Origin of the sequence: Bacteriovorax sp. PP10, from assembly GCF_035013165.1 — a bacterium.
GTDB lineage: Bacteria > Bdellovibrionota > Bacteriovoracia > Bacteriovoracales > Bacteriovoracaceae > Bacteriovorax > Bacteriovorax antarcticus.
In genome coordinates this window covers 2020184-2039301 of the sequence record NZ_JAYGJQ010000001.1, presented here as the reverse complement: position 1 = coordinate 2039301, position 19118 = coordinate 2020184, and the positions used below count along the sequence as shown (strand labels likewise).

Sequence of the window (19118 nt, the reverse complement as noted above, 5' to 3'; positions counted from 1 at the left end):
TTAACAGCGTGACTGAATACTTACGTCAGATATTTTTTGTTTAGGACCTTTCTCATCTTGAATTGTAACCCGAAGGCTACAAAATCTTTTATCTCTATTAGAATTTTAAAGAACAATTTTTTACCAACAGCGAAATGTTTCGTTCGCTCTAGAAGCTCGTTTGCTTGGCTGGTGAGAGGCGATAATATACAAGCCTAATTAACTCGTCAATAACTTTTTTCTTTTTATTCATCTTTTTTTTAAAAAAAATTATTTTAAATTAAAACCTGCCTTTGAAGTCGCGTCAATTAGAGCGATTTCTGCTTGTTTTAAGAACTCTGACGTCAAAGTCTGTGCTTCATCGGCAAGTGTCGCGCGAATAGTTAGAAATTTCTTATTTTCATTGGTAAAAACATCTAAAATTTCCACGTTTTTTAGCTCTTTTAATTTAACTTTTTTGCAAGAATTCAGAACCTCTGAAGCTAATGTTTCCATATTAGCAACTACAGTCCAATCAAATGTAGAATTTGGAAACTTGCTAAGAGGTTTGTATTTAGTTTTATCTTTTGCGGAGAAATTCTCGAACATAGATAGATCAAAAATACACACTGTCACATTTCCTTTGATTTTTAGATTACGTAATACCAATGGATGTACTGAGAAAACTACACCTAGGAACTTACCCATCACTCTGATGTTTTGGTATTCGAAAGGGTGATTTCCAATCCACTCTGCACTGATAAGTGGGTTCTCAAATTTAGCGTTTCTCTCTACGAATTCTGGAGTGACGTTTAATCCACTTAGTAGATTAGTTACTACATTGATCATATCTACATATGGATTTCTATCTTTATCAACGAAAACTGCACCTAGGTGAAGAGCTTCTTTAGAGAAAGTTTTTTCGTCTGCAGTATAGGCACGTCCTAGCTCGAAGAATCTAAAGCGTTCGAAATTTTTCGTGTTCACTTCACATACTTCTAGAAGGCTTGGGATAAGGCTTGGTCTCATTAGGTCATGGTCTTGTGATAATGAGTTGACTAGTTTCAATGGAGTTGTTGATGGCCATGAAACGCGCTTTAGAAGTGACTCTCCGATTAGTGGATAAGACATAACTTCGAAAGCTTTCCCTTGAAGAGTCATGAAATCGCGCACGCGACGTTGAACTTTTTGAAGTTCAGTTAACTTCACTGGCATGATTCCATCTAATGGGCTTTTTGGAATGATGTTATCGTAACCGATAATTCTTCCTACTTCTTCAATTAGATCTGCTTCTTGTTCTACGTCTTTTGTTGAACGGTAAGTTGGAACTGTGACTAATAGAGACTCGCCTTTTTTCTCTGTGTGGAAATCAAGGGCGTTTAGGATTGATAGTAAGCGCTCTTCAGTTAAGTCATAACCTAATACGGTTTTGATTTTCTTTAGAGATGTTTCTACTTTTAGAATTTTTGTTTCTGCTAGGTTTGTTCCTGCGTATTCTGCTTTTCCTACTACAATAGCTTCTGGGCAAAGTTCTAGGATTAGTTCAAGAGTTCTTAGAAGTGTGCGCTCTGTAAGATTAGAGTCTAGCGTTTTTTCGAAACGTTGAGATGAGTCTGTTCTTAGACCTAAACGTGTCGATGTACGGCGGACCATGGCCGCTTTCCAGTTAGCAACTTCGATGAAAATGTTTTTTGTTTTATCGCTAACACCTGAGTTTAATCCACCCATGATACCAGCTAATACCAGAGGGCCATTGCTATCAGAGATAACAGTGTCGCCAGCGACTAGTTTGCGGTCGACTTCATCTAGAGTTTTGAAAGTTGAATCTGCTGCTAGTTTGCTGATAACAACTTCGGATCCTTGGATTTGGTCGCGGTCGAAAATGTGTAGTGGCATTCCGAGTTCAAGCATGACGTAGTTTGAGATGTCGACGACGTTATTGATTGAGCGAAGTCCGCATGCTTTTAGGCGGGCCTTCATCCATTCTGGAGACTCTCCAACTGTAACGTTGTTCATTGATAGACCGAAGTATGAAATACCGGCGCTATCTCCGTCAAAACGAACGGCCATTGGTGATTTATCAGCAGTGAAGTTTTTCTTTAAGTTATCGCTCCACTCTTTTGTGAATTTGTTTTTTAGTGGTGTTTCGAAAATGGCTGAGAATTCGCGAGACATTCCGTAGTGACCCCATAGGTCTGGTCTGTGAGTTAGAGACTTGTTGTCGATGTCTAGAATCGTGTCTTTTTTCATTTTGAAAAAAGTCAGCATGTTCATGCCTAATGGAGCATCCGGGCCTAACTCCATGATTCCTTCTGAGTCTTCAGCGAAACCTAACTCTTCTTCAGAGCAAAGCATACCTTCAGAGAGAACTCCGCGGATTTTTTTTGCCTCTAATAAAAGACCGTTGGGAAGTTTAACTCCTAATGGTGCGTATGGGATTCTGATTCCTACTTTTACATTGCTGGCACCGCAAACAACTTTTCTGATATCAGTGTCTGAGATTTTGAATGTAACAAGGTTGAGCTTGTCAGCTTCAGGGTGTTTTTCGAAAGAAATGATTTCTGCAACGACGATTTTTTCTAAGTGTTCGCCTACAGTGATAACGTCTTCAACTTCTGCTGTTGCAAGAGTGAAACGTGTGTAGATGTCTTTAGCTGGCAAGTTTGGGACATCTGTGAAATCGCGGATCCAATCAATTGAGATAAGCATGTAGAACCTTTTATGTTTGCGGAACTCTTAAAAAGCAGTTCCATATTTTTATACATTCAAGCGAAGTAATAATGCTCCACTGGAGCATTATTTCCGCCAACTAAAATAATTTAAATTGTGAGTTGAAACGTAGGTCGCCGCTTTGAAGGTGACGGATATCATCGATTCCGTATCTCATCATGACTAAGCGATCAAGGCCCAGACCAAAAGCGAATCCGTTGTATTCGTTTGGATCAATTCCACCAGCTTTTAAAACGTTTGGATGAATCATTCCGCATGGAAGTAATTCTACCCAACCGATTTGCTTACAAACTGAACAGCCTTTTCCACCGCAGATAAGGCAGCTGATATCTAACTCGAAACCAGGTTCAACGAATGGGAAGAATCCTGGACGAAGGCGAACTTCAACGTCTTTTTTAAAGATTTCTCTTAATATTGTTTTCATAAAGTAAATTAGATTAGCGACAGAGATGTCTTTTCCAACCATCATTCCTTCAAGCTGAGTGAAAACCATTTCGTGAGAAGCGTCTGTTCTCTCTGAACGGAAAACTACACCTGGAGCAATAAATCTGAATGGTGGTTTGCGAGAAAGCATTCCGCGCACCTGAATATTACTTGTGTGAGTTCTTAATAAGAATTTTTTTGTTCCTTCTGGTGTGTTGTGTGGATCGTGGAACCAGAAAGTATCTTGCATATCGCGAGCTGGGTGATCAGCTGGAATGTTTAGAGCTTCGAAGTTGTGGAATTCGTCCTCTATATGAGGGCCGTCTAGAACATCGAATCCCATTGAAAGGAAGATGTCTTCGATTTCTTGCTGGATGATTGTTCTCGGGTGAAAACCACCGCTCTTAATAGTTTTTGTTTGAATGTTGTCAGTTAAGCTGATGTCGATTCTATCTGCTGCTAATTTTTTGTTAATTTCAACGACTTCGATTTTTGAAAGTTGAAGACCAGCTTGATCGTTGATGAAATCTTTTAGCTCATTTGCTTTAGGGCCGAAAGCTTTGCGCTCTTCAGGGTTCATATCCTTAAGAGATTTTAGCATTTCAGAAACAACGCCGGATTTACCAACGTACTCTGATTTGAGATTTAATATGTCGGCCTCTTTGTTAAGCGTTGAAAGCTTACCAAGAAAGTCCTGTTTTACTTTTTCCAGATCGTGACTCATGAAATTTTACCTTTGAAAATTGGTGGAATTTTTAAGACAAAATTTTTTCATGACGCCGTGAATTTGGCAAGGCAACAGGAGCTAAAAAAATACAATAAAAAAAGGGCAGATTATGCATCTGCCCTTTCATATATTTTAATTTGTAATCTAAATATTAAAGTTTAATGGAATTAACTTTTTTTGAGAGCTATTTCGAGTAAGCCTCTAACTCCTACTGTTTGAACAAGTCCTCCTGAGGTGTCTGCACAAAACTCCAAAATGAATGTCGTGTAGGACAAAAACCAGAGCTACTTTACGGATCCAAAGACTCCTCCCAAAGATCTGATACCTTCTTCCAACAACCATGCTCGCCGCAAGGCCGTCGACCCGTTCGTCTAACGAAGAAAGCGATCTTTTACCGTTTCGGCAACCTAATAAACCGCTAGAACACCATGATAATGTCCCTTAGGTCTTAAGCTTTGCTCTGATCCCCTTTCGAAAATCATCGCCCTTTTCCACGGGTTTATCTTAGGGCCCATAAGCCGTAAGACATCCAGAGAATAGCGCGGCGCATTGAAAATGTCAAGAATTATTTGTTTTTTGAAAAGCGTTTGTAGAAGGTCTCTAGGGAGTGCCTAGTGAGACATTTTCGCTGCTAGCTGATTGTAGAAATGGTGCAGTTCTTTTAGATCAACTGTCGCTGTTCCCTTCTTGGCAACAACTACACCAGAAGCACAGTTTCCGATCCATGCGGCTTCTTCCAGAGTTGCTCCAGCTAAAAGTGATGATGTCAGTGCACTGATAGCTGTATCACCGGCACCTGAGACGTCGAAGACTTCATTGGCAACCGTTGGGATGATTTTCATTTTCGGTTGGTTTTTTACATCTAGTAAGGCCATACCGTCGCCACCTAAAGTGATCACCAGCATATCGAGTTCAAGTTTATCAACCAGGATAGAGGCCATGGCCTCTAAGTTATTTTCTTTGTAACCAAGGCTGGCAACCATGGCCTTTGCTTCTAAAAGATTTGGCTTTAAAAGATTGGCCCCTTTGTAAAACAATGGTGGTGTTGATTTACCCGGGTCTACAGCTACGAGTTTTTTTTCTTCTTTAAACTTTGCAATTAAATAAGCGATCACGTTTTTTGTCAGTGATCCTTTTGCATAGTCTTCGATAATGACGGCACCGTGAGTTTTTGCAAACTCATCAAAACGCGCGATTAATTTTTTTTCTGTTTCTTCATTGATGTCTTCAGATGATTCGTAATCGATACGGCAGATCTGTTGAGTATTAGTCGTCACTCTTTCTTTGAAAATTGTCGGGCGGGATTTTGTTCTGACGATTCCCCATGTGTTTAATTTTTCGTCTTCTAAAAGTGTATCGAAAACGTTGGCGTTGTTATCTTCTCCAACCACACCACATAGAGTTGATTGAACTCCCAATGTTTTCAGGTTGTGGGAGATGTTGGCCGCGAGACCTAATTTAAGCCATTCTTTAGTTACTTCTAAAACAGGAACAGGAGCTTCTGGAGAAATTCTTTTTACTTCACCAAAAGTGTACTTATCAATTCCGACGTCACCGACGACAACGATGGGAGCGATTGAACTGAACTTGTTAGTGATTTCTGTGAAACGTTTTAGCGTAATTAAATTTTTCATTATAATTCCATAATTGCGGTGGCCTGCTTTACCACGTCTTCAACTTCAATCTTGCCCATACATTCATAATATGGACATGCCCTTTCAGCACATTTTTTTATTTCCCCACAAATAACATCGGGGACTAGAATTTTTGTTTTATCAAGATTCTTAGAAACCGGTCCCCAACGAAGGGCCGATTGAATTTTTATTGGTGAATAAAGACCAACAACCGGGACTCCTAGAACAGAAGCAATATGAGTGGTTCCCGTACTCGGTCCGACAAATAAAGCGGCCTGACTTAAAACGCTCATGTACTGGCGAAGACCGTTTTTGATTCCATTAAAATAGTAGATTCTATCTTTTAGGAATTCGTTTTCTTTTTTATCCAGGATCTCTTTCATGCCTTGAAGGTATAAATGATCACTTGGAGTGTGTGAAACGACGAAGAGGAATTTTTCCGGAAATTTTTGTTCCAGTTTTAAAATTAAGCGTCCGTAGTTTCTTGATGACCAGTTTAATGTATGGCCGGTCATACCTGGATGGATAAAAATCATTTTTCTGCCGGGAATAATCCCTGCATCTTTTAGGTCATGATTGAATTGCTCCATGCCATTTGTAATTTCTTCTGGAGTTAAAATGATATCGGGAGAAAATTTTTGTTTGTCCTGATAGCTGTAATCAATCCCCATGGGAGCAAGTAGATTAAGGTTGTACTCCATCTCATGCATCGACACCATCGAGCGCTTTTGTCTGGTTCCCTTATTTAAGAATAAATAAGTGTGCCATCTGGACTTCAGTCCTCCTCTAAAAGGAACTCGAGTAAGCCATGCGACGAAATTAGGAAGATACCCACCACCAACATAAAAATAGTGTGTTGGTCTAAGTTCTGTAAAAAGTTTTAAGATTTCTCTGATTTTTAAATAGAAGCGGGCATTGCGGTGATAAATTCGAACTTCGTCGATGTATGGATGATGTTTAAAAACATCAGCAGACTTGGCAGCGATCAAAAAAACAATCTTAGCTTCAGGGTGTTTATCTTTAATCATCTTCGCCATTCCTGACGTGAGAATCGAATCCCCTATCGCATCTGATCTATTGATCAATACTTTCATAATTTAAAACCGAGATGTGCTGCTCTGAATTTTACTTCATTTGAAAGAATGTTGATGGTGTCGGCAAGATTCAGGTCTGTTGTATCAAGCAACATCGCATCGTCTGCTTTTTTTAATGGCGCCACAACTCTATTCATATCTGTTTCATCGCGCTTTCTTACGTCATCCTTAATTTGCTCAAGAGTGATGCTGTTGTCTCCGCCTTCTTGAAGTTGTTTTAATCTTCTGATGGCACGGATATCAACTGAAGCCGTGATAAAAAATTTGCAAAATGAATTTGGGAAAACAACTGTACCAATATCTCGTCCTTCCATGACACACACTTTATCTAAAGCAAGTGCACGTTGAAAATCCAGAAGGTATTTTCTCACAGATGGGAGTTGAGAAATAATTGAGGCCAGTTTTGAAACATGGTGCTCACGGATTTTTTCAGTCAGGTCTGTTCCATTAATACGGATAAGAACTGTTGGTGATACTCCGTAATCTACTTGGATTGAATTTAAAAAACTTGTAAGGCCTGGGCCTTCAGTTAAATCAATCTTCTGTTGATCAGCAAAAAAACCAAGTGCGCGGAACATCGCTCCGGTATCAATATATAAAACATTAAGTGCACGAGCTAATTCTTTAGCAACAGTTGATTTGCCTGAACCAGAAGGTCCATCAATGGCAATAACCTGAGAATACTCAGAAGATTCTAAATTCGGTGTTTGAGACATAAGGTAGTATATCCATAAAAAAATTCAATCGTATAAATCTAGCAGACCTGCATGATAAAAAAAGACGCTATGAAGTACTTGTAAGGAATTAAAAGAGATTGTTCTAGAATTTTGCCGTCAGATTCTCTGAAGTAGATTGAGGGAATAGGTTTACTATACGCTCTTCCATCTTTAAACCTTGCTCAGAATACACGTATGTACCTTCAAAAGGCATTGGACGATGTTTAATAATTTTTGAAAAATTTTGTGAAAGAAGCATGTATCTATCTTTAACTTTAACTAGATAAGAGAAGTTATCTACGTCTAGGCTTTTTTCAGTTAGACGGTTTCTCAGTTTTTGTGGACCGATGTTATACGCAACTGTCGCGAAACGGTAATTCATGCGGAAGTTTTGTAGTAGCTTCTTTAAATAAAAAACACCGACTTCAATATTTTTTTCTGGATGATAAAGATTTTCTGAAACTTGATCTTCAGTTAACGTTATTTGCATTAATTGATAAAGATGTTGTGCCGTATCAGGCTTTATTTGCATTAGGCCACGTGCATTTTTATGACTTAATGCTGTCAGTTTAAAATTACTTTCAACCATAATGATTGAAACAATCCAAAATGGATCCATTTGATACTCAACAGATAAATTTAAAATCGCACCAATATAAGGTTTAATTTCTGTTTGAACTGCTGGAGTTAAAGAAGACATAAGTAAGGCTTCGAATTCTTTTTTAGGTAATTCACTCGCGCGCTTTAATGGTAGCGACGAATCGAAGGCCATTGGTAGCCCTTCATAAGAATAACTTACCGGCGCCACGGCCGGAAGTGGGCCATACGGAAGCAGCCCAATTCTTTCTAATCTTTGAATGCGTACGTCTGCTACATATCCGGCGAGTCCCCAAAGACTACCCAAGACGATAGAGATGCATAGGCCTTTTAAAAATTTCATGCCCTATCTCTACCCAAGATACCTGACTCAAGTCTAGACATAAGCCGTCATCGGGAAATATTTTCATTGGGGGAGGCGTCGGTGCATTATCAATAATTACTTCCCTTTATCAAAATCATGCGCCTATAATTAAGGTCTTACTTTTTTATCACAAAGGCCAACATATGAGTTCATCACTAAACTTTAATCGTTTGAAAACCTCACAATCACTTTATTTAAGACAACATGGCAACAACCCCATTCACTGGTGGTCGTATGGGCCTGAAGCTCTTGATTACGCCCAAAAAAATAATAAACCGATCTTTCTATCGATTGGATACTCTTCTTGTCATTGGTGCCACGTTATGGCCCACGATTCATTTCAAGATCAAGGTGTAGCGGATTTTTTAAATGAACACTTCACATGTATTAAAGTGGATCGCGAAGAATTTCCGGATATCGATAATTATTATCAGAAAGCTGCTCAGCTATTTGGTAGCAATGGTGGATGGCCGCTGTCTGCATTTTTACTTCCAGACACGAGACCATTTTACGTTGGAACATATTATCCATTAACTTCTAAAAACGATCAGCCGAATTTTCCTGGATTAATTAAGGAATTAAAACGTGCTTATGATCAGGAACAAGAACAAGTGTTAAATAATGCTGTTCAAGTCACTGAGGTTATCAAGAAAGGAAACACTCCTCCAGGTGACGTGCAGTTTGAAGGCCACTTCCCTCCTCCTAATGCTGTACTAGATGCAGTTAAAGAATTCCGTGATGAAACATGGGGTGGATACGGAGTCGCTCCGAAATTTCCAATGTACGCTTATTATGAGTGGGCATTAGAGCAGATGCTTGAAGGAATGGTTTCTAAAGAGCAAGGCGAATTCATTGTGAACTCAATGGAAAAAATGCTTATGGGTGCAATGAACGATCACGCTCGTGGTGGTGTTCACCGTTATTCCACAGATGAAAAATGGTTAGTCCCTCACTTTGAAAAAATGCTTTATGACCAAGCGGGATTTTTAAAGGCCATGACGAAATTAAGTCTGGTATATCCATCTCCGCTTGTATTCGACACTATGATCAACACGCTTGATTACCTAGAACAAGAAATGTTATCGGATGATAAAGATGGAATGAGGCACTTCTTCTCTGCTCAGGATGCTGACAGTGAAGGTGTTGAAGGATTGTATTTCACATTCTCAGAAACTGAGTTTGAAGATTTATTAAACGCTCACGATGATGCTGAAGAAACTCTTGGTAAAAACGTTGAGAAAATTAAGAAATGGTTCCAGATTACTGAGAAGGGAAATTTCGAACACAACCTGAATGTCATTTCACTTAACCCGGATTTAAAAGAAGAATACTACCAGCAAGCAAACTGGGACATTATCAGAAAAGTCCGCCGTGCTATTTTAAATGAAAGAAAAGACCGCATGCCGCCTACAACTGACAACAAAGGTGTAGCGAGCTGGAACTTTATGATGGTGTCTGCACTCGTAGACGTTGTTCAATACTCACAAATTGATGTGATCAAGAGAATGGCCTCAAACCTGATCAATACGACGATTGAAGGAATCTTTAAAACATTCCTGGTTGTATCTGATGAAGGAATGAAAATGAGACACACGACAACTGTGGAGTTCTCTCACCCTTATCTAGAGGACTTCGTCTTCTTTGCTGAGTCTCAACTAAGACTTTATGAAATATCAGCTAATGATGTTTTCAAACAAAACTTCAAAGATGCTATCGGATTTTGTACGAAAGAATTCTTAAATGATAACAATATGACGACAAGGGCGAAACTTGCTGAGCATATGGAGCAATATCCAAATCAAGACTACACTGTTTTTGATGCTTCATTTAAGTCACCTGTTGCAACTTACCTTCAATTGATGAGAAGAGCAGCTGTCTTATTTTCTGATCGTGACTACACGGACACGATTACAAACTTAAAAGACATGGTTACTCATACAGTTTTAAAAGTGAATCCAGTAAGTGCCGGTGAAGCACTACGTGCTCTGACTTATCCAGCTGAAGCTTTTAGAGTAATGAAACTTCCAAAAGCTTGGGCACAAAGAGAAGACTTCATTAAGTTCATTCCATTTTTCCTTCCAAGATTTGTGCTTGATTACCATAATGACAACAATGAGATTTATGAAATTTGTACAATGACTGCCTGTGAATTAAAAGGCGAAGGCTTTGAAGAATTCGTAAAAGTTTTAACACCAGCACAACCGGAATAATGAAGATGAGTTTTAGACCATTAATCGGCATGACAATTATTGATTTAAGTCACAGGTTACCAGGGCCTTTATGTGGGAAGATTCTCACTGACCTGGGAGCTAACGTGATTAAAATTGAAGATCATGTTTTTCAAGATCCGTTTAACTCGGGGTTGTTTGCTAAGTTCGATACGAGTTTTTTATCTTGGTATGAGAATTTAAATAGCGGGAAGAAGATTGAGAGATTTGATTTCAACTCTCCCGCGGATCAAGAAAAAATTCACCAGATGGTTGTGAATGCTGACGCTGTTATTCTGGGAATTCCTGGGAAGACTCGTGAGAAATTAAAAGTAACTGATGCTGATTTAAATTTGAAGAAACCATTTGTGGCAATTGAACTCCTTGCTAGTGCAAGTGAGAAAAAATCAATGCACGACTTGAACGCCATGGCGATGACAGGACTTCTTTCACTTTATGTTTCAGGTAGAAGTGAAAAGATTATTGATCCTCCCTTTTTACCAATCGCTGGAATCAGCTTCGGCCACAAAGGTGCGACAGATTTACTAGCGGGATTTATCAAAGCAACTAAAGTGAATCAAACTCAGTTTGTGAAAACTTATATGGATCAAGTGACGGAAGAAATCCTTGGGATCTTCTGGCCCGCGGCCGATCGTAAACTTGGAAAGAGTAAATTCCTTCACAATGGGGTCTACCCTTGTTACTCGCTCTACCAGACCAAAGATAAGAAGTATGTTGCCCTGGCAGCAGTAGAAGAAAAGTTCTGGGTACGCTTTACGGACGTCTTTAACATCAAGACAGAGATGGACCGCTTCCACCATGAAGACTCTAAGTTATTCGATCTTTTGGCAGAATCATTCTCAAAACTCTCTCAACAGGAAATCGCGGATAAGATCCACGGCGAGGACCTGTGCCTTTCAATCATTAACTAGTATCAATCTGGCCCATTAATCGTAGTGACACTAACGAGATGGGCCATAAATTGTACTTTTGACACCAAAAGCGTCGGTTTCTGATCAATATCCGAGCAAATTACTTGGCATAAATCCTGTATATATACGATCAAGAAACAACGGTCATGGATTGATCGAATTAATCAGGAGGTCAATTATGAAGGGATTCATCGTATTCGCATTGTGTTTGCTATCACTTGGAGCTGAAGCTTCTATTGAACTTAAATCTCAGCAGATTGCTGAACTTAAGACGCAAACAGGAAAAAGTATTCTTAATTTGAGCTTGCAAGAAAGCACTAAGGTGCTAGAATCATTGGAAGCTGATGAGAACATCGAACTTCGTGATGAAATCATCTACCCTGAAGAAGTTTCAGAGGTGGTTTTCAGCAAATTGACAAATGTTCAAATTACTGAGAAAAGACCGAATCAAAATGATTATAATTAATTTTTAGGGCGCCAACCCTAAAATCCTCCGAAAGGATAGTGTTTGTTGTTGTGTGAAGGGCCCGCGAAAGCGGGCTTTTTATTTTCTGCAGATCACTCTTACTAAATCGCAATCTCCATTCTCACTTCCAAAAACTAAATCTCTTACAATCAAAAAATAATTTATCTTAAATCCGTAACTCAAAATTTCATCTTCAATTGCTCGGGCCTCTACTACATGCTTATTGGGCATCACCACTGTTTTGTTGGGTGGGAGAACCATCATCTCGGTAGTGAATAATCCATCAGGCCTTAAGGACTGGTAGATATTTGTGAAGGCCGATTTTCTATTTGCTTCATCTGTTATGCAGTGAAGGCAGTGGGAATCGAAGATCAGGTCGTATGCAGATTTTTCCAAAACATCGGGAGTGCTTAAGTCGACTTCTTTGTAGCTAATTCCATTCGGCAGGATCAGTGCCTTAGAAATAGCGACCGGAGAAAAATCGATGGCCGTAACATTTGATCCGGATAGATCGATATCTTCGAAAATTGATTTCGAACCACAACCGAGGTCCAGAATGCGAGGGGCATTTGGCAGGCGTGCACGGATTGTTGATTCGAAAAAGCTCAATAAGCTCTTCGAATAAACACGCTCCGTTTCAAGTGTGTAGATCTGGTTAAATAGTTCCAATGAATTCAAAACGATTATCTCTTGAAAATGATGCTGGTGAATTCCCTAATTCGTTTTCTGGAACATTACCTCTGAAGTATTTCGTCCAGTAGTCATAGTGTTTGTCATATGTGATAGGAGCAATCACTGTTTTTTGAGTAAGAAAATTATCCAGGAATTTGGCAATGAATTCTGAGCAGTAAAGTAGCTCTACTCCCTTAGAATTGAAATTGTTCCAGATGTATTTTGAATCGAAGGGTGCGCCTCTGTATTTTTCGTTGAATACATCGAGCATAGATTTTTCAAGCATTACTTTTTTAGTTTCAGATAAATTTTTAAGCTCGCGGGCCCTGTAAACATGAACGAATGTTCCAGGAGTAATGTTGCCTGTGAAATCTGCAAATGAGAAAAGAGCAACGTTGCCAATTGACTGGGCCACTCGCACTCTTTGGTCCTGATCAATCACAATCACGCCTGAGTGAGAAAAAAGAGAATTGGTTTCTGATTCGATCACTCGGCATTCCATACAATTCAGTGACAGTAGAACAACGTCACCGGCACGAAGGTCTTTTGCGGTTAAAGCAAAAACATTGGTAGATAGAAAGGCCATCATAGATAAAATAAGTGTTTTCATGGGCGCAACCTAACATAAACCCTACTTTATTGCCTACTTTTTCTGTCAGCTACCCAACTTTTTTATCTGGTTTATCCCATTAAAATTTAAGGTATTCCCTCGTAAAAACCGAAAAGAAGTGTGTGGAATTATTTAAACCCTATAATACAAATATGCATAAACTTAATTGTTTACTAATCATTCTCTCTATAGCGATCACGCCGATGCTTGCTATTGGTGATGATACGAATAAAGTTGAAGCGAACATGGCCGCGCAAGTTGCTACCTGTAAAGCAAACACTGCGATGGAATGGAGTAGCTCTTTAAATCGTTGTGTTGGGAAAGTTGAAGCGAGAGCAACTAGAAATGAATCGAAGGCCTGTAATGATATTGTAGATCTTAAGGCACGTGAAAAATGTCATCTAAGTATCGCTGAAAAAAGTACCGGGCTTTCTTCGGATACAGAAAAATTAAATCAAGGTAGCACGACAGCTTCGATGATGTTGAACGGATCAGTCTTGGCTGCTTATGCGATTACTTCTTTAATCAATGGCGAAGGAATAAAAGGTCTCACAAGTGGATGTACATCTAAAAAGATCATGGCCGTGACAGCTGCTGCCGGTCTTGCTTCTGATGCTTACTTGAAAATAACGGCAAAGAAAAAAGTTAAAGAACTTGAAGGTAAATACGCTCTTGATAAAACATCTTCTGCTTATGAAGCTCAGGTGAAAGCACTTGAGTATTTAAAAGAAGAACAACAGACTGTTGTCGCAATTGCCGGATTAGAAAAAAAGAGAAATTTAGCGTTGATGCTTGGTTATGGAATCGCTGCTGGATTTGCAGCTTATGAAATGACTTTTGTTTCTAATAATCCTGATTGTTTTAAACCTGTGGAAGAAGAAACTGGGACTGGCGAGGGAACAACTAATATTACAGCGAAGGCCGATCCACCAAGTTCAATCCAAGGTCGAGACTTTGGAGCAGCGCCATCAGCGGATGATAGAAAACTTTTAGGTAATTAAAATAATGATAAAAAATATATTAATTACATTTTTTGCTCTTTGCCTGACTTTAAATCAAAGTTCAAATGTTGCTTTTGCTCAAAATGCAGCACTTGGTTCTGCTGCTACGACTGCTGCTGCTCCAGCAATAAAATCGGCAGTATCAGCTGCTGGTGAAACTGGATCTCTTCAAAAATTACAAGACTTTTTTAAAAGCCCTATGGGGATATTAACGATATCTGGTATTGCCACTGTTTTCTCCGGGATACTTTATAAAGGTGCAGCGAAACAAGAAGAAGAGTCACAGGCTAACATTAAAAAGATTGATAAGATGATTGCTTCTTTCAAAGACTCCTACTCTGGTTACTGTCCAAGTGGACGTGATAAAATGGCAGACCCAAGCTGCTATTGTTATACTGACGATGGAAAGAAAAATGCAACGAGAACTAATTCGCAGACATGTATTGATCTGTGGGCGAAGTCAACTTACAAACTTTCAGGCGATGCTAATAATTATGGAATTGGAATGGCGGTAGAGCCAGTGGGTTGTGTGAATCTTGCCGGCGAATTCGATGAAAACTGTAAATGTAAAAAATTCGTTGATGCCAAAGGTGTGAACGCTTGTAAAAAAGATGTTTCTGTCGCTTTATCGAACGATACCTTCAGTACTGGTTTTGCAACTAGTACAGGTGTGAACGATATCTTGAGAAACACTGCAAATTCGATTAATGGTAATCCTCGTTTTGATTTATTAGGTTCAGGCTCGCTTACGGCCAACGCTCTAAAGGCCAGACAAGTGACGAATAAACTCGTGTCGAACTTGGAAGCAAAAGATAAAAATACACAGTTTCCAAAAATTGATGAAAGCAATGCTGGCAAACTTGCAGCGGCACTTATCGGACAAGATAATATCAATAGGGCCATGGGCGGGAGTTCTGCAGCGATGAACGTTGCGAGTTCGAGATCCGACAACCCTGCTGTCGAAAATATTTTAAAAGCTGCTCAGGCAAAAGCTGGACTTGAAATCACTGGTGGTAAAGGTCTTGATAAAAAAGCAGCGAAGAAAAATTTGAGTTTAAACTTTAATGATTCTGGAAGTGTCAGTGCCGGTCAAGTCGTTCAGGGTTTTCCAGAGACTCCGGAAAAAACTTATAAGTATAAAAATAGTGATATCAGCACGAATGAAAGTGCTTCTATTTTTGAGATCATCTCAAATCGTTATGTTCAATCAGGATTAAGAAGACTTTTTGAAGACTAAGTGACTACGGCTCCAGATGCTCTTCAAGCCCAAGAGCTTTAAGCCATTTAAGCGTTGGGGCAATTAATTTTCTTCCCTCAAGGTCCATCATTCCTACAGAGATTGTAAGTGTCGATGCAACTTTACCGTCTTCTCTCACCATTTTTTGATCCAGGATCATGACAAATCTATTTCGCATTTCAGGACGGGCCTGTGAAATAATTTTTATTGTCTCGCGATTTTTTAATTCGCTTTTAAATGTCAGGTTTAAATCAAGTAGTACCGGGCCGATTTTTGTTTCTAAAATCTCTTTCATTCCCAGGTTATTTTTAGTGATGAAATCCCAACGTGCTTCTTCATAGAGCTCTAAATAGACGGCGTTGTTTACATGTCCGAAAGTATCCAGATGGTGTTCTAAAATTTTGATTTCGTACTCATAAATTGGATTGGCCATAAAGAGATTCCTATTGGGGAAATGCCACTAAATGAAGGCAGATTTAAAGTCATGTGTCTGCTCTACTTTAAAAGATTTTCGACCGCATTCCAAGGGCTTATTTAAGCAAAATTGCTAGTTGAGCATTAAACTCAAGAAACTACAGGGATTGACCGATAAAGAGACGTATAATTTCTAGAGATCCCACATATGGTGAAAATATGAAAAATGCATTTTTAATTTTAACTATTTTAATGAACTTTAATGTTTATGCTCAAGGCCTATTTGAAGGTCAAGGAAATCAAGTTGCAGCTGGTTTCAAAAACCAACTGGAAAGCGGACAAGCGGCCGAGATCGAAGGTCAAAAATGTAATGCTGACCAAGTCGATAAAGCTGCAACATGGGCATCGACTCAAGGTCATGCTGTCTCAATGCCAGGAAGTAATAATTTTAATGAATGTGATAAAATGGCACGTGGGCATTTAAAAACACTTTATAGAAATGGAAATAGAACTGTTTCATTTGACTGGACTACTTATGTAGCGGCCGCATGTAAAGAGGACTGTGACAAACCTAATGAATTTAAAAAATGTAAAACTGAAAAAACAGCGCTTGCAAAAAAATGTGAGTCTGTTGCCTACGTTATGAGTTTCTACGATAGAGACTGGAATGATGAAGAACAAATTCAACCAGTATCTTCAACTGCCAGTGCAGGAACAGCTCCAAAAGCAGGAGGCGCAACTGCAGCCGCTGCAGCGACATCCGCTTCTGCTATTAAATGTAAATCAGAAGGAATTGAAACTCTCGACTATATTGCTTGTAAAAAATTTGCCACTCAACTTGATATAATTGATGCTGTTCAGACTGTTGCCCAAGGGACACAAGAACTAGTATACGCAGACAAGATGATGGACACGCAAACGAAATATGCTAAAGAGGAAAACAGTGCAACAGGTGCTCTAAAGGCCACTGGTGACTCACTTAAAATGCAAGAGAATATGTATCAGCAAAGAACTGCTGTTGATGCAACTAAACTTGCTTACATGTACAGCATCTACAATGACATGCCTAAAATGGCAGAGATCGTCGACAAGTGTAAAAATATCGGCAGCGTTGATCCAAAAGGTTTAGATAAAATTACTGCTGAGGAATGTAAGAGTTATGCTCGTACCGGGCAAGGTGGATTTGCTCTGGCACAAAACCAATCACAAATCGATGCCATGAGAAGTAAGCTGATTACGATTGCAACCTCTGCTGGAAGTAATGCTATCCTTGCAAGCCTTCTTGGGAAAAGAGCAAGTGACGTAAAAGATGCGATCGCTGATATCGATGCGTTCGTTCCAACTGATCCAACACTTGTCACTGAAGAAGATGCGCTAACGACTTACTGTAAATTAAATCCTGGTGTAGAAAAATGTTTAACATCAGATCTATCAAGAACGTTTGATACTTTAAACGATAACATCATCACTTTTGGTGAAGGTGGAACTGGAACAAATTATGGATCGAGCAACGGTATCTCTTCTGGTGCTATCACAGACTCCGGTACAGACGGAGGGCCACGCGCAAGTGTGACTCCTGTAGGATCTATTATTGCGGGAGCAGCGAAAGATAATTCAATGGAAGGCTCAACAGGAGCAACTGTTTCCACAGGTAAAGGACCTTCCGGCGGTGGCGGCGGTGGTGGACTTGGCGGTGGTGGTTCAGGTGGTGGCGGTGGAGCTCCTCCAGCAGCACCGGCGCAAGGTGGAGTGGCAGCAGCAGTACAAGGGAAAACTCCTACGTATGGTGGTGGTGCAGGTTCTATCTCTGTCGTAGGCGGCCTTGGACTAAACAAAGCAAAGGGTGATAAAACAGAAGACAATCCATTCGGAAAACTCTTCGGCAAAGACGCACCGAAAGGCTCTGGTGTTGTGAATTTCCGTGATATCGCTTCTCAGAAAGTTGGTGCAAAGGGAGACAATCTTTTTGATATGATTTCTAAGCGTTATTCAAGTGTGGCCGCAGATAAGCGCCTACTTGAATACGAATTGACAAAATAAAAGTGAAACATTTCAACTTAAAGTAAGAAAATAAGAGATAAGTACAAAGTCATTTTGGCCCTATAGTAGAAATTATAGGGCAACTTCATTCAAATCACAGAAAATCATTGTAAAAGAAAATCCTCATGTCATAAAATAGAATTATAAAAAGTGATGTTCAAGATGAACGCCTTTTTTTATAGAACCCACCGCATATCAAGGAAGATAGCAAAATGGAAACTACGAATACCCTACTTCTTGCAGAATTCTTTACAGCTACTGGTTACCTGGATCGTCTTCTATTTGCTTTCACAGAACTTGAAAGACTTCACTACGGGCCTCGTGGTAAAAACCAAATCCAAAAACTATTAAATGATTCAAACATGTTTTTCATTAACGAGTTTAAAGATTTTGATCTCGTTTCAACACCGACTGAGTGGGCACAGTTTAAAACTCAATTAAAGTCTTATCACATGGTGATTGAGTCTTTTATCAAAACTCCATTCAAGAGTGCACGTAAAGAAGCGATGGTAGTGAACTACATCAACTTGATTTACCGCAACTGTTTTGAGATCCATAACTTTATTATTGAAACAACAAATCTTGATATTCAATTCCCTCGCCTGGGATTAATTCAGGAAGAATCGATTCCTACAATTACTCAAGCGGAAGAAGCTAATAGAGCTCCACTTTTCTACCTTGATGAAAAGAAGTTACAAACTTACAGTGAAGAAAATGCTAAGAAAAATTCACCGCTAGTTTTTCTGGAAATGCGTCGTGAAGAAAAGTATGAATACTACCTTCACAAAGGGCACTACTTCATTGCTCAAAAAAATTACGAAGAAGCTAAAGCTAATTTTTATAAAGCAAGAAACTATAAAGAAACAGCAGAAGTGCTGACTCTTTTAGCGTGGACTTACTCGCTTCTTGATAACAGAACACAAGCTAAAGCTTACTGCTTAAAGGCAGTTCAATTGGATTCACAATACGGGCCTGCTTATAACGATTTTGGTAACTACATCCTTGCAGAAGGACAAATTACAGAAAGTTTACGTTGGTTTGAATTGGCAAAACGTGCTCACAATTACCAAAACCGTGAATACCCATATATCAATGCTGGAAGAGCTCATGTCTTGTTAAAAGATTTTGATCAGGCATTGACAGAATTTTCTCTGGCACTGACAATTGCTCCACACCACCATGAACTTCATGAAACGGTGTCGAAGCTTAAGGCCAGTCTGGAAAAGGGTCGCCCGCAATACAACACTACACCTGAAGAAAGAGGTCCAGGTCCTCTGAATTCATAACGGATAAATA

At 39.4% G+C, this 19118-nt stretch carries 16 protein-coding genes; 7 read left to right on the top strand and 9 right to left on the bottom strand.

Annotation, left to right across the window (positions count from 1 at the left end):
• Positions 1 to 249: 249 nt before the first annotated feature.
• The 6 genes from pheT to SHI21_RS09960 all read right to left on the bottom strand — a co-directional run bounded on the left by pheT (position 250) and on the right by SHI21_RS09960 (position 8222).
• Positions 250 to 2667, bottom strand: a complete 2418-nt coding sequence (pheT, locus tag SHI21_RS09985; protein WP_323576254.1) for a phenylalanine--tRNA ligase subunit beta — start codon at positions 2665 to 2667, stop codon at positions 250 to 252.
• A gap of 100 nt (positions 2668 to 2767) precedes the next feature.
• Positions 2768 to 3835: a phenylalanine--tRNA ligase subunit alpha gene (gene pheS, locus SHI21_RS09980; RefSeq protein ID WP_323576252.1), complete on the bottom strand. Its 1068-nt coding sequence runs from the start codon at positions 3833 to 3835 to the stop codon at positions 2768 to 2770.
• Between the two features lie 614 nt (positions 3836 to 4449).
• Positions 4450 to 5472: a bifunctional heptose 7-phosphate kinase/heptose 1-phosphate adenyltransferase gene (locus tag SHI21_RS09975; RefSeq protein ID WP_323576250.1), complete on the bottom strand. Its 1023-nt coding sequence runs from the start codon at positions 5470 to 5472 to the stop codon at positions 4450 to 4452.
• Positions 5472 to 6566, bottom strand: coding sequence for a glycosyltransferase family 9 protein (locus tag SHI21_RS09970; RefSeq protein ID WP_323576248.1), 1095 nt, complete (start codon positions 6564 to 6566; stop codon positions 5472 to 5474). The genes SHI21_RS09975 and SHI21_RS09970 overlap by 1 nt, the downstream gene beginning before the upstream one ends.
• Positions 6563 to 7282 carry a (d)CMP kinase gene (gene cmk, locus SHI21_RS09965; RefSeq protein ID WP_323576246.1) on the bottom strand — a complete coding sequence of 240 codons (720 nt, stop codon included), beginning with the start codon at positions 7280 to 7282 and terminating at the stop codon, positions 6563 to 6565. Before cmk ends, SHI21_RS09970 begins: the two co-directional genes overlap by 4 nt.
• 103 nt (positions 7283 to 7385) lie before the next feature.
• The gene (locus tag SHI21_RS09960) at positions 7386 to 8222 is read right to left on the bottom strand and encodes a lytic transglycosylase domain-containing protein (RefSeq protein WP_323576244.1); all 837 of its coding nucleotides are present in this window, start codon (positions 8220 to 8222) and stop codon (positions 7386 to 7388) included.
• A 164-nt stretch (positions 8223 to 8386) separates the two neighbouring features.
• Between SHI21_RS09960 and SHI21_RS09955 the strand changes: the two genes are divergently transcribed.
• From SHI21_RS09955 to SHI21_RS09945, 3 genes are all read left to right on the top strand, one after another.
• Positions 8387 to 10453, top strand: coding sequence for a thioredoxin domain-containing protein (locus SHI21_RS09955; protein ID WP_323576242.1), 2067 nt, complete (start codon positions 8387 to 8389; stop codon positions 10451 to 10453).
• Positions 10454 to 10458: 5 nt separating this feature from the next.
• Positions 10459 to 11382, top strand: a complete 924-nt coding sequence (locus tag SHI21_RS09950) for a CoA transferase (protein ID WP_323576240.1) — start codon at positions 10459 to 10461, stop codon at positions 11380 to 11382.
• 178 nt (positions 11383 to 11560) lie between these two features.
• Positions 11561 to 11848, top strand: coding sequence for a hypothetical protein (locus SHI21_RS09945; protein ID WP_323576239.1), 288 nt, complete (start codon positions 11561 to 11563; stop codon positions 11846 to 11848).
• A 78-nt stretch (positions 11849 to 11926) separates the two neighbouring features.
• Here SHI21_RS09945 and SHI21_RS09940 read toward each other — a convergent pair whose 3' ends face one another.
• Both SHI21_RS09940 and SHI21_RS09935 read right to left on the bottom strand, forming a co-directional pair.
• Positions 11927 to 12526, bottom strand: coding sequence for a class I SAM-dependent methyltransferase (locus SHI21_RS09940; protein ID WP_323576237.1), 600 nt, complete (start codon positions 12524 to 12526; stop codon positions 11927 to 11929).
• On the bottom strand, positions 12504 to 13130 hold the full coding sequence (locus tag SHI21_RS09935; protein WP_323576236.1) for a C40 family peptidase: 627 nt from the start codon (positions 13128 to 13130) through the stop codon (positions 12504 to 12506). The genes SHI21_RS09940 and SHI21_RS09935 overlap by 23 nt, the downstream gene beginning before the upstream one ends.
• Before the next feature lie 152 nt (positions 13131 to 13282).
• Here SHI21_RS09935 and SHI21_RS09930 point away from each other — a divergent pair, with 152 nt between their 5' ends.
• Positions 13283 to 14131, top strand: a complete 849-nt coding sequence (locus SHI21_RS09930) for a hypothetical protein (protein ID WP_323576235.1) — start codon at positions 13283 to 13285, stop codon at positions 14129 to 14131.
• Positions 14132 to 14135: 4 nt separating this feature from the next.
• Positions 14136 to 15368 (top strand): hypothetical protein, encoded by a 1233-nt coding sequence (locus tag SHI21_RS09925; RefSeq protein ID WP_323576233.1) that lies wholly within the window; start codon positions 14136 to 14138, stop codon positions 15366 to 15368.
• 4 nt (positions 15369 to 15372) lie between these two features.
• On the opposite strand, the gene SHI21_RS09920 is transcribed toward SHI21_RS09925, so the two are convergent.
• Positions 15373 to 15801, bottom strand: coding sequence for an acyl-CoA thioesterase (locus SHI21_RS09920; RefSeq protein WP_323576231.1), 429 nt, complete (start codon positions 15799 to 15801; stop codon positions 15373 to 15375).
• 200 nt (positions 15802 to 16001) lie between these two features.
• Between SHI21_RS09920 and SHI21_RS09915 the strand changes: the two genes are divergently transcribed.
• The gene (locus SHI21_RS09915; protein ID WP_323576229.1) at positions 16002 to 17822 is read left to right on the top strand and encodes a hypothetical protein; all 1821 of its coding nucleotides are present in this window, start codon (positions 16002 to 16004) and stop codon (positions 17820 to 17822) included.
• A gap of 212 nt (positions 17823 to 18034) precedes the next feature.
• Positions 18035 to 19108 (top strand): tetratricopeptide repeat protein, encoded by a 1074-nt coding sequence (locus SHI21_RS09910; protein ID WP_323576228.1) that lies wholly within the window; start codon positions 18035 to 18037, stop codon positions 19106 to 19108.
• Positions 19109 to 19118 lie beyond the last annotated feature (10 nt).

Coding starts and splice junctions, on each gene's coding strand:
- pheS (WP_323576252.1), bottom strand. CDS start 3,835: ATGAGTCACGATCTGGAAAAAGTAAAACAGGACTTTCTTGGTAAGCTT.
- SHI21_RS09970 (WP_323576248.1), bottom strand. CDS start 6,566: ATGAAAGTATTGATCAATAGATCAGATGCGATAGGGGATTCGATTCTC.
- SHI21_RS09960 (WP_323576244.1), bottom strand. CDS start 8,222: ATGAAATTTTTAAAAGGCCTATGCATCTCTATCGTCTTGGGTAGTCTT.
- pheT (WP_323576254.1), bottom strand. CDS start 2,667: ATGCTTATCTCAATTGATTGGATCCGCGATTTCACAGATGTCCCAAAC.
- SHI21_RS09930 (WP_323576235.1), top strand. CDS start 13,283: ATGCATAAACTTAATTGTTTACTAATCATTCTCTCTATAGCGATCACG.
- SHI21_RS09910 (WP_323576228.1), top strand. CDS start 18,035: ATGGAAACTACGAATACCCTACTTCTTGCAGAATTCTTTACAGCTACT.
- SHI21_RS09945 (WP_323576239.1), top strand. CDS start 11,561: ATGAAGGGATTCATCGTATTCGCATTGTGTTTGCTATCACTTGGAGCT.
- SHI21_RS09935 (WP_323576236.1), bottom strand. CDS start 13,130: ATGAAAACACTTATTTTATCTATGATGGCCTTTCTATCTACCAATGTT.
- SHI21_RS09925 (WP_323576233.1), top strand. CDS start 14,136: ATGATAAAAAATATATTAATTACATTTTTTGCTCTTTGCCTGACTTTA.
- SHI21_RS09915 (WP_323576229.1), top strand. CDS start 16,002: ATGAAAAATGCATTTTTAATTTTAACTATTTTAATGAACTTTAATGTT.
- SHI21_RS09975 (WP_323576250.1), bottom strand. CDS start 5,472: ATGAAAAATTTAATTACGCTAAAACGTTTCACAGAAATCACTAACAAG.
- SHI21_RS09955 (WP_323576242.1), top strand. CDS start 8,387: ATGAGTTCATCACTAAACTTTAATCGTTTGAAAACCTCACAATCACTT.
- cmk (WP_323576246.1), bottom strand. CDS start 7,282: ATGTCTCAAACACCGAATTTAGAATCTTCTGAGTATTCTCAGGTTATT.
- SHI21_RS09920 (WP_323576231.1), bottom strand. CDS start 15,801: ATGGCCAATCCAATTTATGAGTACGAAATCAAAATTTTAGAACACCAT.
- SHI21_RS09950 (WP_323576240.1), top strand. CDS start 10,459: ATGAGTTTTAGACCATTAATCGGCATGACAATTATTGATTTAAGTCAC.